Here is a 19,016-nt window from a genome sequence, read left to right on the forward strand (position 1 = left end):
ATGAGAATAACAGACCTGATGATCCAGGAAGCGATGATCATGGACCTGCAAGCCACAACCAAGGATGAAGCCATTGACGAGCTGATCTCCAGCCTGAGCAGAACGGGACGCATCAACGATCCGGTAATGTTCAAAGACATGATCTACAAACGGGAAGCTGAATCCAGCACGGGCATCGGTAACGGAATCGCGATGCCGCATGCCAAAACAAGCGCGGTCAACGAACCTACCGTAGTATTTGCCAAGAGTCGAAAAGGGCTGGATTTCGAAGCGCTGGATGACCAGCCAGCACATGTGTTTTTTATGATTGCTGCGCCTGAAGGTGCCGGAAACACCCATTTGCGCACACTTGCGGCTCTTTCCAGGCTGTTGATTGATAACGATTTCATCGCTCAACTGATGAACACGGATTCCCCGGCTGAGGTCAGCGCGCTGTTTGACGCGAAGCAGGAGGAAGCCGAGAAGAAGGAAGCGGCGAAGCAAAAGGCAAAGGCCGATAAAGAGGCCAAAGCGGCAGCGGAGGCAGCTGTTCAGTCCAAGCCTGCCGGAATCATTGAGGGCAACCCGTCCTCGGAAGATTTCGTCGTTGCGGTTACCGCTTGCCCGACAGGCATTGCGCATACATTCATGGCGGAAGATGCGCTCAAGAAAAAAGCACAGGAAATGGGCATCAACATCCGGGTCGAAACCAACGGCTCCGAAGGCGCACAAAATGTGCTTACACCGGAAGAGATCGCGCGGGCCAAAGGCGTCATCATCGCAGCCGACAAAAAGGTCGACATGGATCGTTTCGACGGCAAACCTCTGCTGCAGCGCCCGGTCAGCGACGGCATTCGTAAGACAGAAGAACTGATCAGCAAAGCGGTGAAGGGCGATGCCCCGATCTATCGCAGTCAAGGTGCAGGTAAGGTCGGTTCCGATGAAGGCGCTGCCGAGAAAATGAGCGTGGGCAGCAAAATTTACAAAGATTTGATGAACGGGATTTCGCACATGCTGCCATTCGTCGTCGGCGGGGGCATATTGCTGGCTTTGTCTTTCCTGATCGAACAGGTAGCAAGCCCGGATAATCCGCTCTTCCAATTACTGCAGACGATCGGCGGCGGAGAGGGTGCATTCCACTTCCTGATTCCTGTATTGGCCGGATTTATCGCAATGAGCATCGGCGATCGCCCGGCATTGATGCCAGGTATGGTCGGCGGTCTGATGGCGGTCAACTCCAATGCCGGTTTCCTTGGCGGGTTAGCTGCCGGTTTCCTGGCTGGTTACGTCGTTGTTGGTTTGCGCAAAGCTCTTAAAGGATTGCCGAAAGCAATCGATGGCTTGAAGCCGATCCTGCTGTATCCTGTGCTTGGACTCTTGATCGTAGGTGCAATCAGTTATTACATTTTTGATCCGATCTTCGGCTCCATCAACACATGGATGGTGGATGCCCTGCAAAACATGGGTACAGGAAATGCCGTACTGCTGGGCATCCTGCTGGGCGGCATGATGGCGATCGATATGGGCGGTCCGTTCAACAAAGCGGCATATACGTTTGCCATCGGCGTGTTCACATCAAGCGGCAATACGGATGGTGCCTGGATGGCAGCCGTTATGGCTGGCGGTATGGTTCCGCCGATTGCGATCGCGCTGTCCACGACATTCTTTAAATCGAAATACACGGACCAAGAGCGCAAATCCGGTTTGACCAACTATGTGCTGGGCTTGTCCTTCATTACCGAAGGTGCGATCCCGTTTGCGGCAGCAGATCCGCTGCGCGTCCTGACATCCTGCATTATCGGTTCCGCCTTAGCTGGCGGCTTGACGCAGCTTTGGAGCATTAACGTGCCTGCTCCGCACGGGGGTATCTTCGTAGCCGCACTGGCGAACCATGCACTGTTGTTCCTGCTTGCCGTAGCCATCGGCTCGGTCATCTCCGGCCTGATTTTGGGCGTATGGAAGAAAAGACCAACGGCAGTGAAATCATAAACGTTCGAAATGTTGTGCTGCACACTGCATTTCGGGACACTTCCACACTTTGTTTCCGCAACATTCAAAAAAGCATCGCCCGAGTGGGTCATCACTGGGGTGATGCTTTTTTGTGTTGTCCTATTGTTCGGGAAGCTTGACCTATGATAAGCTGAGGGTATACCGATAAATGAAACATAGTTTTATCTGGTGAAACATAATGAGTCGGGCTATATCAAACTAAAGGAGGACGCGAAATGAGTGATGAGATCAAAAGTCGTGTTCGCAAACAATTTGGCGAGAATGCACACAAGTATGTAACCAGTGCAGGACACGCCAAAGGGCAGGATCTGGCCTGGTTGGTTGAGGCGGCGGGAGCCGAACCGGGAATGAACGCCTTGGACGTAGCCACTGGCGGAGGGCATGTAGCCAATGCGCTGGCTCCTCTCGTCAGCAGGGTGACGGCGCTGGACATGACGGAAGATATGCTGCAAGCAGCCGGGCAGTTCATCCGGGGCAACGGCCATTCCAACGTGGATTTTGTCCCAGGGGATGCGGAAAAGCTGCCTTTTCCGAATGAATCGTTCGATCTGGTGACATGCCGGATTGCCGCGCATCATTTCCCGCATGTTCGTGATTTCGTCGCGGAGGCCTACCGGGTAACTCGGACCGGAGGGAGATTGCTGCTTATTGATAATGTGGTTCCGGAATCGGGGGAAGCGGATCGCTTCTATAATGAAATCGAGTGCCGGCGGGACCCTGGCCATGTTCGGGCATGGCGCAAGACGGAGTGGATTTCGATGCTCGAATCTGCCGGGTTCCGTGTGGAGACGATGGAGGTTTTCCGGAAAAACTTCGTTTTTACCGAATGGTGCGAACGGATGGCGCTTCCCCGCGCTGAACAGATCAAGCTGGAAGAAACGATGCTGACAGCACCGGACCATCTTCAACGGACGTTTCGGTTTCAAAGCCGGGAGGATGGTACATTGTTTGGGTTCGAAGGCCAGAGCATGGGCATTCGGGTTGTGAAGGAGCAAACTGCACTCCCCTAACGCTGAATAGGCAAGCCGGGTTGCGGTTGCCTCGGCTTGCCTATTCGATCGAAGCATTACAGGCCAAGCGGATGTCCGCCCTAAAGCACGAAACGGCCGGAAGACTACGGTTTAAGCACCACTTTGGTGCATTCGTCTTCGTGCTCGGAGAACATCCGGTAGGCTTCGCTAGCCTGATCCATCGGAACGCGGTGGGAAATGATTTCCGTCGGATCAAGCTCGCCGGCCGTAATTTTGCGGAACAATTCAGGCATGTAATGGATGACAGGAGCTTGTCCCATTCTCAAGTTGATGTTGCGTTCGAACAGGTTGCCGAGGGGGAACATGTTATACAATGAGCCGTATACGCCCGTAAGCTGCAGCGTGCCGAATTTCCGTACGGCCTTCATACCGATTTCAAGGGCGCTCAGGGTACCTCCCTGGAGCTTGAGCTTTTGCCCGATCTGTTCCAGCACCGTTTTTTTGCCATCCATGCCGACGCAATCGATGACAACGTCGGTACCCCCTTTCGTGATTTCACGAATATGTGCACCCATGTCCTCGAACTCTTCGAAGTTATATGTCTCCACATCGTTCATGCGTTTGGCTTTATCCAATCGATAGGCAAGACGGTCGACGGCAATGACGCGCCTCGCTCCCTTCATCCAGGCAAATTTCTGCGTCATGAGGCCAACCGGCCCGCTGCCGAGAACCGTGACGGTATCCCCGGGTTTGACGCCCGCATTTTCGACGCTCCAATAAGCGGTCGGCAGCACATCCGACAGAAACAGCAGCGCTTCGTCCTCCAATTCGCATGATTCGGGAATGACGAACGGCACAAAGTTTCCGTAAGGGACTCTTAACAGCTCGGCTTGTCCGCCTGGATAATTTCCGTAACGGTCCGTAAATCCGAAATAACCCCCGGTATGGATGTCGGGATTACGGTTGGAGTTGTCGCACTGGCTCTCCATGTCGTGGCTGCAGTAGAAGCATTGACCGCATGCGATGTTGAAAGGAAGGACCACGCGGTCCCCCTTTTTCACGCGCGTAACGTCAGGGCCTACTTCTTCGACGATGCCCATCGGTTCGTGTCCGATGACATAATCCTTCTGTGCAGGCAATGCACCCAGATAAATATGAAGATCGGAGCCGCAAATGGCCGTGGACGTAATCCGGACGATGATATCGTCCTTTTTTTCAATGGTCGGGTCCTGGACTTGCTTGACTTGCACGTCTTTGATGCCTTGAAACGTAACAGCTTTCACGATGCAGCCTCCTTTGTGTTCGGATTCTTTCTTTGTTTACCCAAAAAGATGCTGGCCGATCGACGACATTGCGGATGTTCAAACCACCGGCCATTTGATTTTGCGCAGCGAATGAAGCAGCTCGGGTGATGCATTAAGATTGCTTTGCACCAGTTGGGTCGGAGTCAACGCCATCCATTGATTCAGCGAAATATCCTCGAAACGGTCGCTGCGGAAAATTTCCAGAAACCACAACGTATCATTTCCGGTATTCTCAATGTAATGCCCCATGGCCACGGGAACGTATCCGACATCTCCGGCCCGGTAATCAAACGTGCGGGCCGTTCCATTGCCGGCGAATACCGTCATTCTGCCTTGCCCCGTCAAATAGTATTGCCACTCATCCGCATTGGGATGCCAGTGCATCTCGCGCATGGCTCCAGGCTTAATCTCGACCAAGGCAGCAGCAACCGTCGTCGAGATGGGGAAATTGCGCGAATCCACGATTCTTACGCTTCCTCCCGGCGTAACGAGCGGCTCCTGCGCCAACAGCCGATGGGTGAATGTCAGCGGAACCGTCCCGTATGGCGACTGGACTGCCTGGTTTTCGATCGAACCCGGTACTTGGTCTGGATAGATATATACCTGGTCTTTCGGAAGGTGGGCAAAGGCATTCTCCGGCACTCCGAAATTGCGGGACAATACTTCAGGCGGAGTGTGCGCGAACCAGTCGGAGATGGATAACGTATTCAGGTCCGAGAACGTCCCGTCGTCAAACACCAGCAAAAATTCGCAGCCTTCTCCGAGGCCTTGTATGGAATGGGGAAGCCCTTTGGGAAAAAACCAAAGATCGCCGGGGCCTACATCCGCAATAAAGTTGCGACCGTCCTGATCGACAGAAGTGATCCTGGCGGTTCCCCAAATCATGTATGCCCATTCCGACTGCTGATGCCAGTGGAGCTCGCGCACGCCTCCGGGAATGAGGCTCATGTTCACGCCGGCCAGCGTGGTAGCTACGGGAAGATCCCGCACGGTAATCTCGCGCGACCAGCCGCCTTGATTAAGCTGCATATGGGTGTTCGAGAAAGACATCTTCAGATTGGGCAGCAAGCCGGAGTCGGTCGCCGGCGGCACGAGCATGTTCGGATTTTGCCGGTCGAGCATTACGTTGCGCGGTCCAAGGTCTGGTCCGCCAGCCCCGTCCTTACGGATCGGCTGAGGCACGTTCACGTTTTTGAGATGGGTATGATCCGGATTGGTCATTGTTTCTTGTCCTCCTTGCAGGGTTAGTGCTTATTTTGGATACGCCTAATTCTCGTTATTTACACCTATGATGGGGGGCCTGCTCAATATGTGGGACAATGACCGGATAAAACATTCTGGCGACGCTTTTTGGGAGAACGTGCCGTGACCCACCGCCCTTGGGTTTGTAAGTTTCGGGTTCTTTCTTTGATGGCGGGTTAAGGCTATTATGATAAAGAGGGATGTGGACGGTTTTTTGCCTGAGATGTCCCTGAGAACTGGGATACGTTTGAAGGGAGAATCAGGAATGACGCTGCAGCAATTAAAATATGCGATCGAAGTGGCAACGCGCGGCTCGATGAACGAAGCGGCCAAGCGGCTGTTTATTTCGCAGCCCAGTTTGTCGAACGCGATTCGGGAATTAGAGCAGGAGCTCCGTATTACTATTTTTGAACGAACCAACAAGGGGATTACATTGTCCAAGGAAGGCGTCGAATTTCTTAGTTATGCCCGTCAGGTCGTCGAGCAGGCCGAACTGTTGGAGAATCGTTATCTGAATGCCAAGCCGTCTCCGCAGCATTTTTCCGTATCCACGCAGCACTATGCGTTCGCGGTCAATGCTTTCGTGAATTTGGTCCGGCAATACGGGCATGAGGAGTATGAGCTTGCCTTGCGCGAAACGAAAACGTACGAGATCATTCAGGACGTGCGCAGCATGCGCAGCGAGATCGGGATTTTGTACCTGAACGAGTTCAATGCCAAAGTCATCAACAAGCTGCTCAAAGACGCCGGGTTGGAGTTCAACAGCTTGTTTACGGCGAAACCGCATATATTTATCAGCATTCACAATCCGCTTGCCAAGCAAGCTTCCGTAACGATTGAGCAGCTTCGGGATTACCCGTACCTGTCTTTTGACCAGGGGGAGTACAATTCGTTTCATTTTTCCGAAGAAATATTAAGCACGCTCTCTCATCCCAAAAGCATACAGGTCAATGACCGGGCGACGTTGTTCAATCTGCTTATCGGGCTGAACGGGTATACGATCTCTACGGGCGTGTTAAGTTCGGATTTAAACGGAAATGAGATTATTCCGGTTCCGCTGGAGTGCGAGGAGTCGATCAATGTAGGCTGGATTCGCCATAAAAGCGCCTCCTTGTCCATTCTGGGCGAGGCATACGTCCATGCGCTGCATGAAGCGATCGGCTCCTGATTCGTTCCCGGTTGGAACGGTTTTTGTCATTTTGATGGAGCGGAGCATCCAGTGACTGTTATAATAGAAGTAATGTACTTATATTTAGCGGAATGAGGGAACGTCACACGTGCGAGTGTTATATCGGAATCGGAGCGAACAACATGACTTGGTGGTATACGATATCAAGAAACTTTACGGGGAGAAGGGGCAATTTCGGGTTTTGGAATTTTCAGGCGAGGCCGTTCAAGGAGCGATGGATCTGGAGCAGCCTGCCCGAATGGTGCTGGAGTACCCGCGAGCGATGGTTCATTTAATGGAACGGAACAATCCGGAATTCGAGACGGCGTTTATTATAGGGCATGGCATCGGCACATTGTCTGCCTATTTGGCAAACCGGCGGCTCAAGGTGGCTGAACTGGATGCCGAAGTGGTTGAAATCAGCAGGACGTTTTTTGGTTACGAGGCGAATGATGTCATTGTGGGCGATGGACGGGAACTGCTGGAACAGCAACCTTCGGGGATGTACGACGTAATCGTCGTTGATGCGTTTACGGCAGCAGGTACGCCTGCACAGTTCATGTCCAGCTCTTTTTTTCGTTTGGTGAAGGACAGATTGCGACCGAATGGCCTGTTATTGATGAACGTTTTTGGACGATCGGGCAATGACAGGCAAGTGAATGCCATCTGTGCTACGCTTTCGGAACATTTTGAACGCACACGCCTGTTTGCTTTGCCGACGGAATCCGGCGATGAGATCCAGAATCGCATTCTGGCCGGAAGCGACTCCGCAATTCATTATCAGGCGCGGCAAATGGCCGGGTTCGTGGAGCAGCAGCCTGGTGAAGGGCATGTCATTCAAAATGAAGATCATTGGCTGTAAAACCTCCTATTGGATTTGGAATGGCCCGGCGGCAATGCCGGACATCATGGATGATAAATGTTTGCGAAATAGTCATACCTTCTTAACAACTTTCGTGTAAAATATTACGATATGCCTTTCATGAAATTTCGGGGGAACAATCATGATTTCACAGAATGCAGCATCCAGATTTCGGAGGAAGATCAGGACGTTCAAAAAGATAAGTCTCACCGCATTGCTCGGTGGGCTCGTTACGATTTCGGTTCTGATGACGTTAACCATTATGTTTATATCGTCGTACACTTCCCAGAAACAATCTTTGATCAACACAACGTTATCCTTGAATTATTCGAATGCCGTGCAGATGAGCAATACATTGGATGCGCTATTCAAATCCATGCAGAACAATCTGGCCCATGATGCCAGGTATTTCGCCGATATCGACTACTCTGATTCGCCAAAGCTGAATTCCGCACTGGACCTGATCAAGAACAGCAGCAATTACTTCAACTCGATGACATTGGTGGATTCGGACGGGCTTGTCCTTAGCATATCGCCGTATTCGGCCGATTCGGTTGGTTACCATGTTTCGTCAGAGGCTGCAAAGACAGCGCTCCGATTACAGGAACCGTACATATCTGAAGCGTACAAGACGCCCCGGAAGAAACGCAGAATCGTATTTGTCAGCGAACCCGTCTTTGACGCGCATGGCAAATTCAAAGGAATGATCGGGGGCAACATCTATTTGCAGGATCAGAATATTCTGAATCTGTTGTTCGGAAGCCAGATGAAAACAAGTCAAGGATCTCATTTTTTCATCGTGGACTCGAAAGGCACGCTCATTTATCATCCCGACACAGCGAGAATCGGGGAGAACATTAGCCGCAATACGGTCGTTTCCAAGCTGCTGAACAACGAGAAGGGCAAGGCACAATACAGAAATCTGGCTGGCGTCGATTCTCTCGCGGGTTACTATAAGGTGCCCACAACGGATTGGGGAGTGGTCGTGGTATCTCCGACCCAGACCGTATATGACCAGTTGAATCATCAAATCGGGCTGCTTATCCTGTACACATCCGTTCCTTTTTTGCTGCTGACCCTGATCGTCATTCGTGTTGCGAGACAACTCGCTCGTCCATTCGTATCGCTGACCGATCTGGTGCAGCAGGTGGATCAAGGGAGAGTGGACTTGCCGATCATGAAGCCGCATTGGAACCGGGAAGCGGACTTGCTGAATCGTACGGTGCTGTCGGCATTGGCCAATTTCCGCAAGCAAAGGGAGCAGCTCACTTATGATGCAAGAACGGATGTTTTGACCGGAATGACCAACCGCAGAACGTTTGAAGAGGTCATCCAGAATTGGTTGGACGAAGGCATCCGCTTTTCAATCGTGGTGCTCGATATCGACCGTTTCAAATCCATTAACGACACGTATGGGCACCATGCAGGTGACGAAGTATTGAAGCATATCGCCAACCTGATCCGGTTATCGGTGCGCCCGGAGGATGTGAGTTCGCGATTCGGGGGCGAGGAATTCGTGGTATTGCTTCGTGATGCAGATACCAAAGAGGCCTATCAGATTGCGGAGAACATTCGCGTTTCGGTTGCAGGCAGCGTTATGCCAGTGGATCGGCAAGTGACGATTTCGGCAGGCATCGCCGAGCATCCCCTCCATTCTTCGTCCGCGAGCGAGCTGTTTCATCTCGCGGATACGGCCTTGTACAGGGCAAAGGAAGAGGGACGCAACCGTACCGTAACGATAAAGGCTTTGCGAAAATAGCGAAAAAAAAGAAGCTGATCCCGGACGAACGGGGTCGGCTTCTTTCTGTGAAGATCGGCCTGCACGTCCTGCTGTTTGCTCTGAACCTCGTTGGTGACTAGGCGTTGTTGATGAGTTAGACCTTGGATGAAAAGAGTTTTATAATAGATTGAATGAAGGAAAACGATGGATCAAGTCTGCAAGAGCTATTACATAAGGTATCTTAACGGACGATTATGCAAGCGGATAAGGGGGGATTAGCGTGGTATGGGTTGACAAACTATTGCCGTTTACGGAACACAATCTGCCGATGCTGGAGGATTGGTTTAAAGATGCAGAGGTTCAGCAGCGATTGGAGGGAATGCTTCCGTTAGGTGAATGGTACGAGCATGTGGAACGGCATCCCGGTTATCACGTGCGGATCGCGTATGCGGAGAGAGAAGTCGTGGGCATAATTATGCTCGAGCAGGATGAGCAAAATACGGGCAGCATTGCCGTCATAGTCAAACCATCCGTCAGGAACCAGGGATATGGCAGGGCAATGCTTGAAAAAGCAATGCAGCTCCCCGAGCTCAGGACGATTCATAAGTGGTATGCGGGGATCGAAGCTGACAACGTCGCTTGTTTGAAATGTTTTCAGTCTGCCGGTTTTGTATTGGAAAACGAAGCTCCCGATGAAGACGGGTACTACTCTTTATGGTATTGCTCCGATATTCAAGCATAGAGCGACAATGAAGAGCAGCAACTAAAAATGATAAATATAATTAATTTTATGTGGAGGGATTACTTATGAAGTGCAATAAATATAACAGGGTACAAACCGAAGAAGGGAGCGTATCACTGACCCTATAAACTACGCTGCCTCATGTTTGGAGGTAGAATGTGAATACATCTCATTCACAATCAACTTTGCGACACAACCCCATTTTAATTTGGCTTTGTGTGCTTTCTTTTTTTAGCGTATTAAATGAAATGGTTCTGAACGTCTCATTGCCTGATATCGCCAATGATTCGAATAAACTTCCAGCGAGCACAAACTGGGTGAATACAGCTTTTATGTTGTCCTTTTCGGTTGGAACAGCGGTATATGGAAAGTTATCGGACCAACTGGGCATCAAAAAACTGCTCTTGTTTGGGATTATCGTCAATTGCTTCGGATCGGTAATCGGTTTTGTTGGTCACTCGTTCTTTCCCATCCTTATTCTTTCACGGTTTATTCAAGGGACGGGTGCAGCCGCATTTCCCGCACTCGTGATGGTTGTAGTTGCGCGCGATATCCCGAAAGAAAACAGGGGTAAAGCATTTGGTCTTATCGGATCCATAATCGCCATGGGGGAAGGGGTTGGACCGGCCATTGGTGGAATGATTGCCCATTACATCCATTGGTCATATTTGCTGCTTATCCCAACGATGACGATAATCACTGTGCCGTTTCTTGCAAAACTGTTGAAAAAGGATGAAGGAACCAAAGGTTATTTTGATACGACGGGGAGTATATTGATGTCACTAGGCATTATATTTTTTATGCTGTTTACAACGTCATATACAATTTCTTTTCTTGTCCTCAGCATTCTCTCTTTCCTGATATTTGTAAAACATATTAAGAAAGCCGAAAACCCTTTTGTCGATCCTGCATCGGGTAAAAATATTCCATTCATGATTGGAGTCCTTTGTGGCGGGCTAATCTTCGGTACGGCAGCAGGTTTTGTCTCCATGGTCCCTTATATGATGAAAGATGTTCACCAGTTAAGTACTGCGGCAATCGGAAGCGGGATTATTTTTCCCGGAACGATGAGTGTCATCCTCTTCGGTTACATTGGAGGATTGCTTGTTGATCGGAAAGGTCCTTTGGTTGTATTGACCATGGGAGTTGCCTTACTTTCCATCGGTTTTTTGATCGCTGCCTTATTTGCAGAAGCAGCACCATGGGTTATGACCATGGTATTGGTTTTGGTTTTTGGTGGGCTTTCATTTACTAAAACCGTTGTTTCTACAATAGTGTCAAGCAGTTTAAAACAAAATGATGCTGGTGCCGGAATGAGCTTGCTCAATTTTACTAGCTTCTTATCAGAGGGAACGGGTATTGCGATCGTTGGCGGATTATTATCCGTCCGTTTACTAGATCGAAGGCTGCTGCCTACAATAAAGGAACCGCCTGCGTATTTGTATAGTAATATGCTCCTGCTTTTTCTGGGAATCATGATCATTAGCTGGTTGGTTACCATAAGAATCTATAAGCGAACTCAGAGAAATATATAATAAAGGCCAATTCGGTCCACCGCTACAGCCAAACCTACAGAATCGATGTCAATATGCGGTCGCATAACGCCATCGTGCCAATGTTGTCTTTCCCGCTGCTAAGAGGGGTTGCTCCGGTACGGCAGCATGCCATGAAATGGGCCATTTCGCCCACGAATCCCCGCAAATAAAGGTCGCGGTATGCACCGGACATCGGCGAGGCTGAAGGAGTGAAGACAGTATCCTGCTCTTCAAGGGATTTCCATGGGATATTCGATGAAGTGCGGGAGGAGTGCACGGTCAGGGTGTTGATCTCATCCGCAGAAGCAAACCCGTTATCAAAGGTGACCAGCAGGCTTTCGCTTTCGCGGGACCATGCACTCATGCCGGTAAAATAAATGCTGCCTGCTACGCCGCTGTCGAACGCGATGGAAATGCTCTGGTTGATTTGACGTCCCGTGGTGGCCCGGGTTCCCGTTACCTCTACCGCTTCGCCGAAGAGGAAACGCATCAGATCGACCATGTGAATGGCGGCCAGTTTAATGAACTGTTCTTCATCTTCGCAAAACGGCGTGGAATCCACGGCGAAGCGCATTTGAAACGAACGGGCTTGTCCCAATTCGCGCCGGTCGATCAAATCTTTTAATTTCATGTAAACGGGAGCATATCGTTTCATGAAACCAACCATGAGCACAACGCCGGCATCCTCGGCCAAGCGGGATAATTCCTCCGCTTCGGCGGCATTCCATCCCAGCGGTTTATCTACGTATACATGTTTGCCCGCACGAATGCAGTCGCGAACGAGAGCCGTCTGGTCATGCGGCTGTGCAACGACAACGACGCCATCGCAGTTTTCGTTGCGCAGCATTTCGAGCGCGTTGTCATACGCTTGGCCTTCGCTGCCGAATCGAAGCAACGCGGCCCGTGAACGTTCGATGCTGCGGGTGGATATGGCCTGAATCTTGGCTCCTGCTTCTACGGCAGCGGGCAGGATGTTGGTGGTGGCATGGAATCCTGCTCCGATAAAACAAAGTTTGGTCTGAGGCAACGCCAATCTCTCCTTGAAAATTTGATTTGTACATGATTTGGCTGATCTTGATGACATCATGTTTTAAGATAGCGGGTTCGCATTCGATTAAAAAGGACATATGTCCTTTTTTTTGATACAAAAATATATTGCAATCGTGTAGAATAACCTGTATACTCTTAATTACGGTGAAACAAGCAATGGTTTGACCGGAGCATTTTCACATCAATGAAAAAGCTGCATATTATGCGGTCGTGGCGGAATTGGCAGACGCGCACGGTTCAGGTCCGTGTGGGCTAACCCCCCGTGGAGGTTCGAGTCCTCTCGACCGCATCTCAGAAAAAGAATGGAAGAGTTGCACACGCAATTCTTCCATTCTTTTTTGTTTATTCAACTCAACTTCGTTTTGTCTGCTGCTGTAAGTAATCTGCTGCCCAGAGGCCGGCAATCACGCCGGCCAGACCGCAAATCGCGACCGTGCCCATAAGGTGGTTTGGCTGGAAACGGAACAGGAACGAGATGCCGCTGCCCAGCGTCGTGCCGGCAAGAAAGCCGAGGGCGATGCCGATGTCCTTCGTGAATTTCATAGATTCACCTGCTTCTGTTGTGGTAAGTGGTTGCAAAGTAGCAGAACTAGCGGTAAAGTGTGATCAGGAAAAATATAACATCGTTTTCCTTGTTTTCATTGTGCGCTTTAACCGAAGAAATATGCATGAACCCAGGACAGGAGGATGGAAGAATGAATATGAACGAACGAATTGCGGACTGGAACAGCCGAGCCCAGGAATGCGATTGCGGACATGAGCATCGTGCGGTGGAAATCCAGGTGGTCATGGAGCATGGTGCGATTCGCAAGGTGCCTGACTATTTGAGCCGGAAGTCATATCATCATGTGACGGTCGTTTATGATGCGAATACGGGGCCCATTGCCGCTTTTGGCGTGGTGCGGAGCCTTCGAGCAGTGGGAAACCGGGTGGATGAGATCTGTTTGAGACCTGCGGCTGCCGGAGATGTCATTGCCGACGAGGCGGCCATCGTACAGCTGCTTTTGGGCGTGCAGCAGAGAAGTCAAGCGATCATTGCGATCGGTTCCGGGACGATTCACGATGTCGTTCGTATCGTGTGCGCCAAAATGAACAAATCGTTTCTGTCAATTCCAACGGCAGCATCGGTGGATGGTTTTACGTCTGCGGGAGCGCCGCTCATCGTAAACGGGGTAAAGCAAACGTTTCAAGCGGTTCCGCCGGAAATCATTTTTGCCGACATCGACGTGTTTGCATCGGCACCCCAAGAGATGACGGCAGCAGGTTTCGGAGACATGCTCGGCAAATTTACGTCCCTTGCCGATTGGGAAGTATCCCGCGATCTTGGAGGAGAGCCATTCTGCCCTGTTGCATACCGGATGACCAAAGAGGCATTGGACGCGTGCATCGATCAGGTGGATGCGATTGCGGAGGGAAGTCAGGAAGGCGTGACTGCGCTGATGGATGCATTGATCATGTCAGGCATATCGATGCTGATCATCGATCACTCTCGCCCGGCCTCCGGAGGGGAGCATCATGTATCCCATCGCTGGGAGATGGAGCTGATGGAGCTGGGTCGCAAACCGATTTTGCACGGGGCCAAAGTGGGTGTGGCTTGTGCGTTGTTGACGGGGAAATACAAGGAGCTTGTACGTACAACAAACGAGCGAGCCTTTCAGGTATACCACTCATTGCCCGAACAGGAGCAATTGTCTGCATGGTTGGGACAAGTTGGCGGGCCGACCACAACGGAAGAACTGGGCATTTCTCCGGAGATGGTGGAACGCGCTTTTGCGACCGCGCATACGCTTCGTGATCGCTATACGGGACTCAAATATATGAACGAAGTCCTTTGTTCCAAATAACGGGTGCGAGATACATTTGTTTCGCGATGGCGGGGTTATTTGTCTTTCTATTAGTTGTACGTACAATTGTCTTTATTTTTAATTTATGGTCGAACAAATTTTTTTGGATTGTGTGTAATCAGACTTTTGTATGTATTATTCACAACAGGCTTCAGGTTATTGAAGTTGAATTGCTCGACAAAACAAAATCGACAAAACAAAAAACACGGGATTTGGCCATTTCAGCCATATACCCGTGTTTTCTGTATTTAAGGTGACATTGGTTGTCGCAGGGTGCACTGCACCCGGACAGTCTGCTCCATTTAGTTGCTGCGGCGATCTTTCAAGATGACATCTGCAAACAATATCGTTTTTGGAATGCGGAAAAATTGTTCCGCCTGTTCCTGAAACGCAGCGGAAGGCAGCGTTCCCTGATGCAGCCATTTGCGAAAAGTGCCGGGGTGAACCCCGATCCAGTGGCTGACATCTGTCACCGACAAATCATGGACCATGCATAAGCCTGTCAGAATACGGTTGCTAACCGGAGAACGGGTCACCGTACGCTTCATGAAACGGGAAGGCTCAGGCTGGCAAATTACCGGGCTTTTGCGAACGACTTCTTCATTGAAAAGAATGTGGCGCGGGTAGCCGAGCAATTGGCAGGCCTTGTCCAGATTGGTACTGCCGGGTATCCGCCCTTCGTATACCCAAGCGCTTACGCTCCGGGACGAAATGGACAGGTCTTCGGCCAGCTGGGACAACTTGATGTCATTGGCCATCAGCACGGCAAGAAGAACGCGATTACGGATTTGACAGCGTGTCGGTTTGCGGAATCGTTTCACACGGACGCCTTTACCCAAGTATTTACGGTTGATCAGAGACCACGCCTGGATGGAATGTTGTTCTGGTTGATTAGGCATATTTCCTCCGATTTTTTTAAACAAATACTACAATAAGAACAGGGGTACTTTCAAGTGCCAGGTGCACCGTTTTGCAAACGCGAACCGCGATGGCGCATGGCCGGGGGGGAGTTATGGACTAGAAGTTTGCCCGTGGACTTCCTAGTATATTCCTAGATTACAATGATTCACTAAATTTTCAGAGTTAAAAGAAGCTGTAGAAACATCAAAATGATTCTATAAGACTATTCTTAGGACTATTTTACTTTTTCCGAATTTTTGTTGATATGATGCGGTTTGTTTACCTCTATTAGCCAATGTTTTCCGGATTCACCTTTCACTTTTTAATGTGATTATGCGCAAATCGGCAATCGCATTTCCACGGTTTGCACCAGGCAACTGGTTGGTCAAAATCTCTTAACCGTGCATATCTTGTACAGAGGATCAAGAGATGGGGGGGAGCATTGTGCAACCAGCCGTGAATACCTTTGCAGCCATTTCAGGAGCTATTGTTACGTTTGCTTTTGGTGGATGGGATCAGCTGCTCAGTCTGTTGGCCGTTGCCATGGCCATAGATTACATTACGGGTATTGCTGCAGCTGTAAGGTCGGGTACCGGTTTGAACAGTAATGTCGGTTTCTGGGGGCTTGCCCGCAAGGGGCTTATGCTCACGGTCATCCTTCTCGCTCACCGGATCGATCTGTTAATGGGAATGGATATCATCAAGGGCGGGGCGATTTATTTCTATTTGGTCAACGAGCTGATTTCGATTACGGAAAATTATGCCAAAATCGGTCTTCCGCTGCCCGAGAAACTTCGTCAGGCCATTACGGTACTGAAAAAGAAAGAAGGCATCTCGGATCAGGAATGGTCACGGTCTGGCGCCAAGTCTGAGTCGGAGAGCGAAGCCAAACCGCCGGTTTCTGACCAGAAGCAGCCCGAATCCCGGTTGCCCGAGTCGGAACGAGCGAAGAACGTGAAGGACTCGGACGAGTCCAACTAAATCCCTGCCTGAAATGCTTCTCGTATTCTCTGGGAGAACGTTTCCAGTATCCTTTTACAATAGCAAACGTTATGGTATATTTTGAATACAGCAACGTTGCTCCGATCTTCCGCTTAAGAAGGAAGCACCCGTGGATCAACGATGGATTTACGCAAGGATATGGATTATACGCAGAAGAGGAGCCGTCTACGATGATTAAGCATATTGTTCTTTTTAAAATGAAGGAGCGTTCTCCGGAGAATATTGAAGCCGCTGCGCAAGTCCTTCGAAACCTGGAAGGCAAAATCGACGTCCTGATTTCCCTGGAGGTTGGCGTGGATGTTTTGCGGTCGGACAGGTCTTTTGACATTTCGCTTACAGCGGAATTCGCTTCTTTGGAAGACTTGCAGGCGTATCAGGTCCACCCATTACATCAGGAAGTCATCAAATACATGAACGAAGTAAGAGAACAATCGATTGCGGTGGATTACGAAATCTGATCTTTTTCATTCCATTTACAGAAGTAAAGGGGACTGGATATGAGCGATTTGAGAGACGTTATGGAATTTTTGTACATTTTTATCGTGTTTCTGATCGCTTGTCCAGTCATGCTATTCTGGCTGAAGCGCAGAGGCAAGCGGAACCGATAATCTAGGGAACAGAAGGTGAACGTGTTGTATTACGTAAACAGAGAGCAGATTGCCCATAGGTTGGCTGCAGTGCCGGAAATCGCCGAGGGGCTTCGTCATGCGGTACATTCGTGGGATGGCGGGCTTGTGCTCGGCTTGGTTCAGGAACGATGCCTGCATCTGGCCATCGAAATCGTGACCGATGTAGGAAGTTACCTTATAGACGGGTTTATTATGCGGGATGCAAGCAGTTATGACGACATCATCACGATCAATCACGAGGAAAAGGTGTTCGATACGGCGACATATGAGGTGTTAAGCCGTCTTGTTGCTCTACGAAAGCCGTTAGTACAAGAATACTTCAGCTGGAATCGGTCCGAGCTGCATCCGTTAAGCCGGGAGCTGCCGGACGTTCTCGAACGTTTTGCAGAACACGTCTCCGATTACGTGGACCGGGAACTCGGTCCATTTCAAAACGTGCAGGCAAAGGGTTAGCAGCACAAGGAAGAGGGAAGCAGCATGATGCATGAAAGCAACGAACTTTTGCAAGAAAAAGAAAGCGCAAAAACGACTTCGGGATTTCATCCCGTATATATGGTGGAGCTGCTGTTCAAAACCCCGCCGCATGTCGATCGCCGCCGACTGCATGATGCGATAAGCCGGTATACCGGTCAAGTTCGGTTAGCCGTGAAGCAGCGCCATGATCAGGGCGAAACCGCGGGGGATCAGGAACTCCCCGGAGAGAAAAATGCTGTGCAGCCGGATCCGGAGTACAAGGAAGAGTTGTTGGTCTTCTATCACTTGGACCATCTGGTTTCTTTTGAGGAAGGGGCCGTTCCTTCGCAAACCTGTGTTCTCGCCGTGCAGAAAATCGAGGATCGTTCCCGTTTTAAAGGAGCGATTCAGCAGGCTTGGCATTGGTCCGAAGCAGAGCGGGCTGTGTCGTCTGCCGAATATTCCATGCGGCTGCATGACATGTTTGCGGCGGCGATGCCGCGGAAACAGCGGCTGGAATTGTTTCAAAAAACGCTCCAGGCGATCCTTGAGGTCCTGCCGTGCGAGGCGATCTATTGGTACGGCAGCGACAAAGTGGTTGAACCAGCGGCTTATCGCCAGTCGCAGGAGAGGGAAGAGCATCTGTACGGCGCCATGAACGTGCGGATGTATCAGGCTGGCGGGGACGAGGAACAACGTGAACTTGTGATGGACACGGTGGGACTTTCCGCGCTCGGCATACCCGATGTCCAATGTCATTTCACGGGAATTGATCCGGATACGGTTGCCCAAACGCTTCTCGGGGCAGCTTATTACATATTCGATCAAGGCGATGTGCTTCAAAATGGACAGCTGCTGGGCTCCTCCGGCGGCAGGCGTTGGCGGTGCGAGCGCCAGGCGGCATTGATTGCGCCGGGGCGCTATGTCATTGATCTTCAGCCTGGAGAGAAGGCCGAGGCATAGTTGCTTGTACTCCAACTTTTTTTGTTTAGGGAGTGTCAGGACAAACCGGTGCTGCTTATAATGCATCAACGGAATAGGCATTCGCCCGGTTTAGCGAAACGAAAATGTTGGGTTAAATCGGTAACGACAATTCGAAAGGGAGAGATGCAACGTGAAGGATTCCAACAAAAGCCTGTTATGGGGAGCGTTAATTGGTTCGGTGGTTGGTTCGGTGACAGCTTTGCTGCTTGCTCCGAAATCTGGGCGCGAGCTTCGTCAGGACATTTCGGAAGGTGCGCGCCAAGTCACGGAGAAAGGCCAGGAATTGGTCAGCAAAGTGGGCGAACAGGGCACGAATCTCGTGTCCAAAGTCAAAGAAGCGGCTGATGTCGTGATCCATGATATCCAATCATGGCGGAGCGGCAGCAGCTCCAAGGAATTGCTGGTTTCGGCGATCCCTGCTAATCCAGCCTCAGAAGATCATCTGTCGACTGGAAAAGAGGTTGATGAGATTGGCAAGGATGCGGCCCTCCAGCTTCCCGAAGACGAGTCGAAAAACCAGAATTAAGCAAAAAGGCTTGGGTTTAAGCAGGCTTTCCCTCAGAGGAGAGCCTGCTTTGCTGTGCGGAAGGGAATAAACCCCAGTCGGGGGTTGTATCCGGA

Annotated in this window: 18 protein-coding genes, 1 tRNA gene and 1 pseudogene; 15 read left to right on the forward strand and 5 right to left on the reverse strand. The window is 50.5% G+C overall.

All coding sequences use genetic code 11. The annotated features are described in order from the left end of the window. Both SNR34_RS09620 and SNR34_RS09625 read left to right on the forward strand, forming a co-directional pair. Window positions 1–1,968, forward strand: a complete 1,968-nt coding sequence (locus SNR34_RS09620; protein WP_486181771.1) for a PTS fructose transporter subunit IIABC — start codon at window positions 1–3, stop codon at window positions 1,966–1,968. A 236-nt stretch (window positions 1,969–2,204) separates the two neighbouring features. After that, entirely contained in the window at window positions 2,205–2,999 is a 795-nt protein-coding gene (locus tag SNR34_RS09625; protein WP_486181772.1) for a class I SAM-dependent methyltransferase, read from the forward strand. A 104-nt stretch (window positions 3,000–3,103) separates the two neighbouring features. Here the strand turns inward: SNR34_RS09625 and SNR34_RS09630 are convergent, their stop codons facing one another. Next, entirely contained in the window at window positions 3,104–4,243 is a 1,140-nt protein-coding gene (locus SNR34_RS09630; RefSeq protein WP_486181773.1) for a zinc-dependent alcohol dehydrogenase, read from the reverse strand. A gap of 78 nt (window positions 4,244–4,321) precedes the next feature. Next, the gene (locus SNR34_RS09635; RefSeq protein WP_486181774.1) at window positions 4,322–5,485 is read right to left on the reverse strand and encodes an oxalate decarboxylase family bicupin; all 1,164 of its coding nucleotides are present in this window, start codon (window positions 5,483–5,485) and stop codon (window positions 4,322–4,324) included. Between the two features lie 286 nt (window positions 5,486–5,771). On the opposite strand from SNR34_RS09635, the gene SNR34_RS09640 reads away from it, so the two are divergent. The 6 genes from SNR34_RS09640 to tet all read left to right on the forward strand — a co-directional run bounded on the left by SNR34_RS09640 (window position 5,772) and on the right by tet (window position 11,533). Further along, on the forward strand, window positions 5,772–6,674 hold the full coding sequence (locus SNR34_RS09640) for a LysR family transcriptional regulator (protein ID WP_236418387.1): 903 nt from the start codon (window positions 5,772–5,774) through the stop codon (window positions 6,672–6,674). 202 nt (window positions 6,675–6,876) lie between these two features. After that, complete coding sequence (locus SNR34_RS09645) at window positions 6,877–7,536, forward strand: spermidine synthase (protein WP_486181775.1); 660 nt, start codon at window positions 6,877–6,879, stop codon at window positions 7,534–7,536. 142 nt (window positions 7,537–7,678) lie between these two features. Then, window positions 7,679–9,295 (forward strand): sensor domain-containing diguanylate cyclase, encoded by a 1,617-nt coding sequence (locus tag SNR34_RS09650; RefSeq protein ID WP_486181776.1) that lies wholly within the window; start codon window positions 7,679–7,681, stop codon window positions 9,293–9,295. 241 nt (window positions 9,296–9,536) lie between these two features. Further along, window positions 9,537–9,998 (forward strand): GNAT family N-acetyltransferase, encoded by a 462-nt coding sequence (locus SNR34_RS09655; RefSeq protein ID WP_339277228.1) that lies wholly within the window; start codon window positions 9,537–9,539, stop codon window positions 9,996–9,998. Window positions 9,999–10,063: 65 nt separating this feature from the next. Beyond that, window positions 10,064–10,126 carry a tetracycline resistance efflux system leader peptide gene (locus SNR34_RS09660; protein ID WP_445259785.1) on the forward strand — a complete coding sequence of 21 codons (63 nt, stop codon included), beginning with the start codon at window positions 10,064–10,066 and terminating at the stop codon, window positions 10,124–10,126. A 30-nt stretch (window positions 10,127–10,156) separates the two neighbouring features. Then, window positions 10,157–11,533, forward strand: coding sequence for a Tet(L)/Tet(K)/Tet(45) family tetracycline efflux MFS transporter (gene tet, locus SNR34_RS09665; protein WP_486181777.1), 1,377 nt, complete (start codon window positions 10,157–10,159; stop codon window positions 11,531–11,533). 34 nt (window positions 11,534–11,567) lie between these two features. Here tet and SNR34_RS09670 read toward each other — a convergent pair whose 3' ends face one another. Further along, window positions 11,568–12,560, reverse strand: coding sequence for a Gfo/Idh/MocA family protein (locus SNR34_RS09670; RefSeq protein WP_486181778.1), 993 nt, complete (start codon window positions 12,558–12,560; stop codon window positions 11,568–11,570). A 227-nt stretch (window positions 12,561–12,787) separates the two neighbouring features. Between SNR34_RS09670 and SNR34_RS09675 the strand changes: the two genes are divergently transcribed. Continuing rightward, window positions 12,788–12,872, forward strand: a tRNA-Leu gene (locus SNR34_RS09675). Window positions 12,873–12,934: 62 nt separating this feature from the next. Here SNR34_RS09675 and SNR34_RS09680 read toward each other — a convergent pair. Beyond that, window positions 12,935–13,126: a hypothetical protein gene (locus SNR34_RS09680; protein WP_236418351.1), complete on the reverse strand. Its 192-nt coding sequence runs from the start codon at window positions 13,124–13,126 to the stop codon at window positions 12,935–12,937. 152 nt (window positions 13,127–13,278) lie between these two features. Between SNR34_RS09680 and SNR34_RS09685 the strand changes: the two genes are divergently transcribed. After that, complete coding sequence (locus tag SNR34_RS09685; RefSeq protein ID WP_486181779.1) at window positions 13,279–14,427, forward strand: sn-glycerol-1-phosphate dehydrogenase; 1,149 nt, start codon at window positions 13,279–13,281, stop codon at window positions 14,425–14,427. 302 nt (window positions 14,428–14,729) lie between these two features. Here the strand turns inward: SNR34_RS09685 and SNR34_RS09690 are convergent, their stop codons facing one another. Then, entirely contained in the window at window positions 14,730–15,326 is a 597-nt protein-coding gene (locus SNR34_RS09690) for a helix-turn-helix domain-containing protein (protein ID WP_236418347.1), read from the reverse strand. A gap of 430 nt (window positions 15,327–15,756) precedes the next feature. Here SNR34_RS09690 and SNR34_RS09695 point away from each other — a divergent pair. The 5 genes and pseudogenes from SNR34_RS09695 to SNR34_RS09715 form a co-directional block, all read left to right on the forward strand. After that, window positions 15,757–16,167 (forward strand): annotated as a pseudogene (locus SNR34_RS09695) (phage holin family protein); the annotation flags it as partial. A 332-nt stretch (window positions 16,168–16,499) separates the two neighbouring features. Then, the gene (locus SNR34_RS09700; protein WP_236418340.1) at window positions 16,500–16,787 is read left to right on the forward strand and encodes a Dabb family protein; all 288 of its coding nucleotides are present in this window, start codon (window positions 16,500–16,502) and stop codon (window positions 16,785–16,787) included. 174 nt (window positions 16,788–16,961) lie between these two features. After that, window positions 16,962–17,411, forward strand: coding sequence for a DUF86 domain-containing protein (locus SNR34_RS09705; protein ID WP_236418330.1), 450 nt, complete (start codon window positions 16,962–16,964; stop codon window positions 17,409–17,411). Between the two features lie 24 nt (window positions 17,412–17,435). Beyond that, the gene (locus tag SNR34_RS09710) at window positions 17,436–18,374 is read left to right on the forward strand and encodes a DUF4261 domain-containing protein (protein ID WP_486181780.1); all 939 of its coding nucleotides are present in this window, start codon (window positions 17,436–17,438) and stop codon (window positions 18,372–18,374) included. Between the two features lie 151 nt (window positions 18,375–18,525). Then, window positions 18,526–18,921 (forward strand): YtxH domain-containing protein, encoded by a 396-nt coding sequence (locus tag SNR34_RS09715; protein ID WP_236418324.1) that lies wholly within the window; start codon window positions 18,526–18,528, stop codon window positions 18,919–18,921. Window positions 18,922–19,016: the final 95 nt, after the last annotated feature.

This window comes from Paenibacillus sp. XP01, assembly GCF_057364885.1.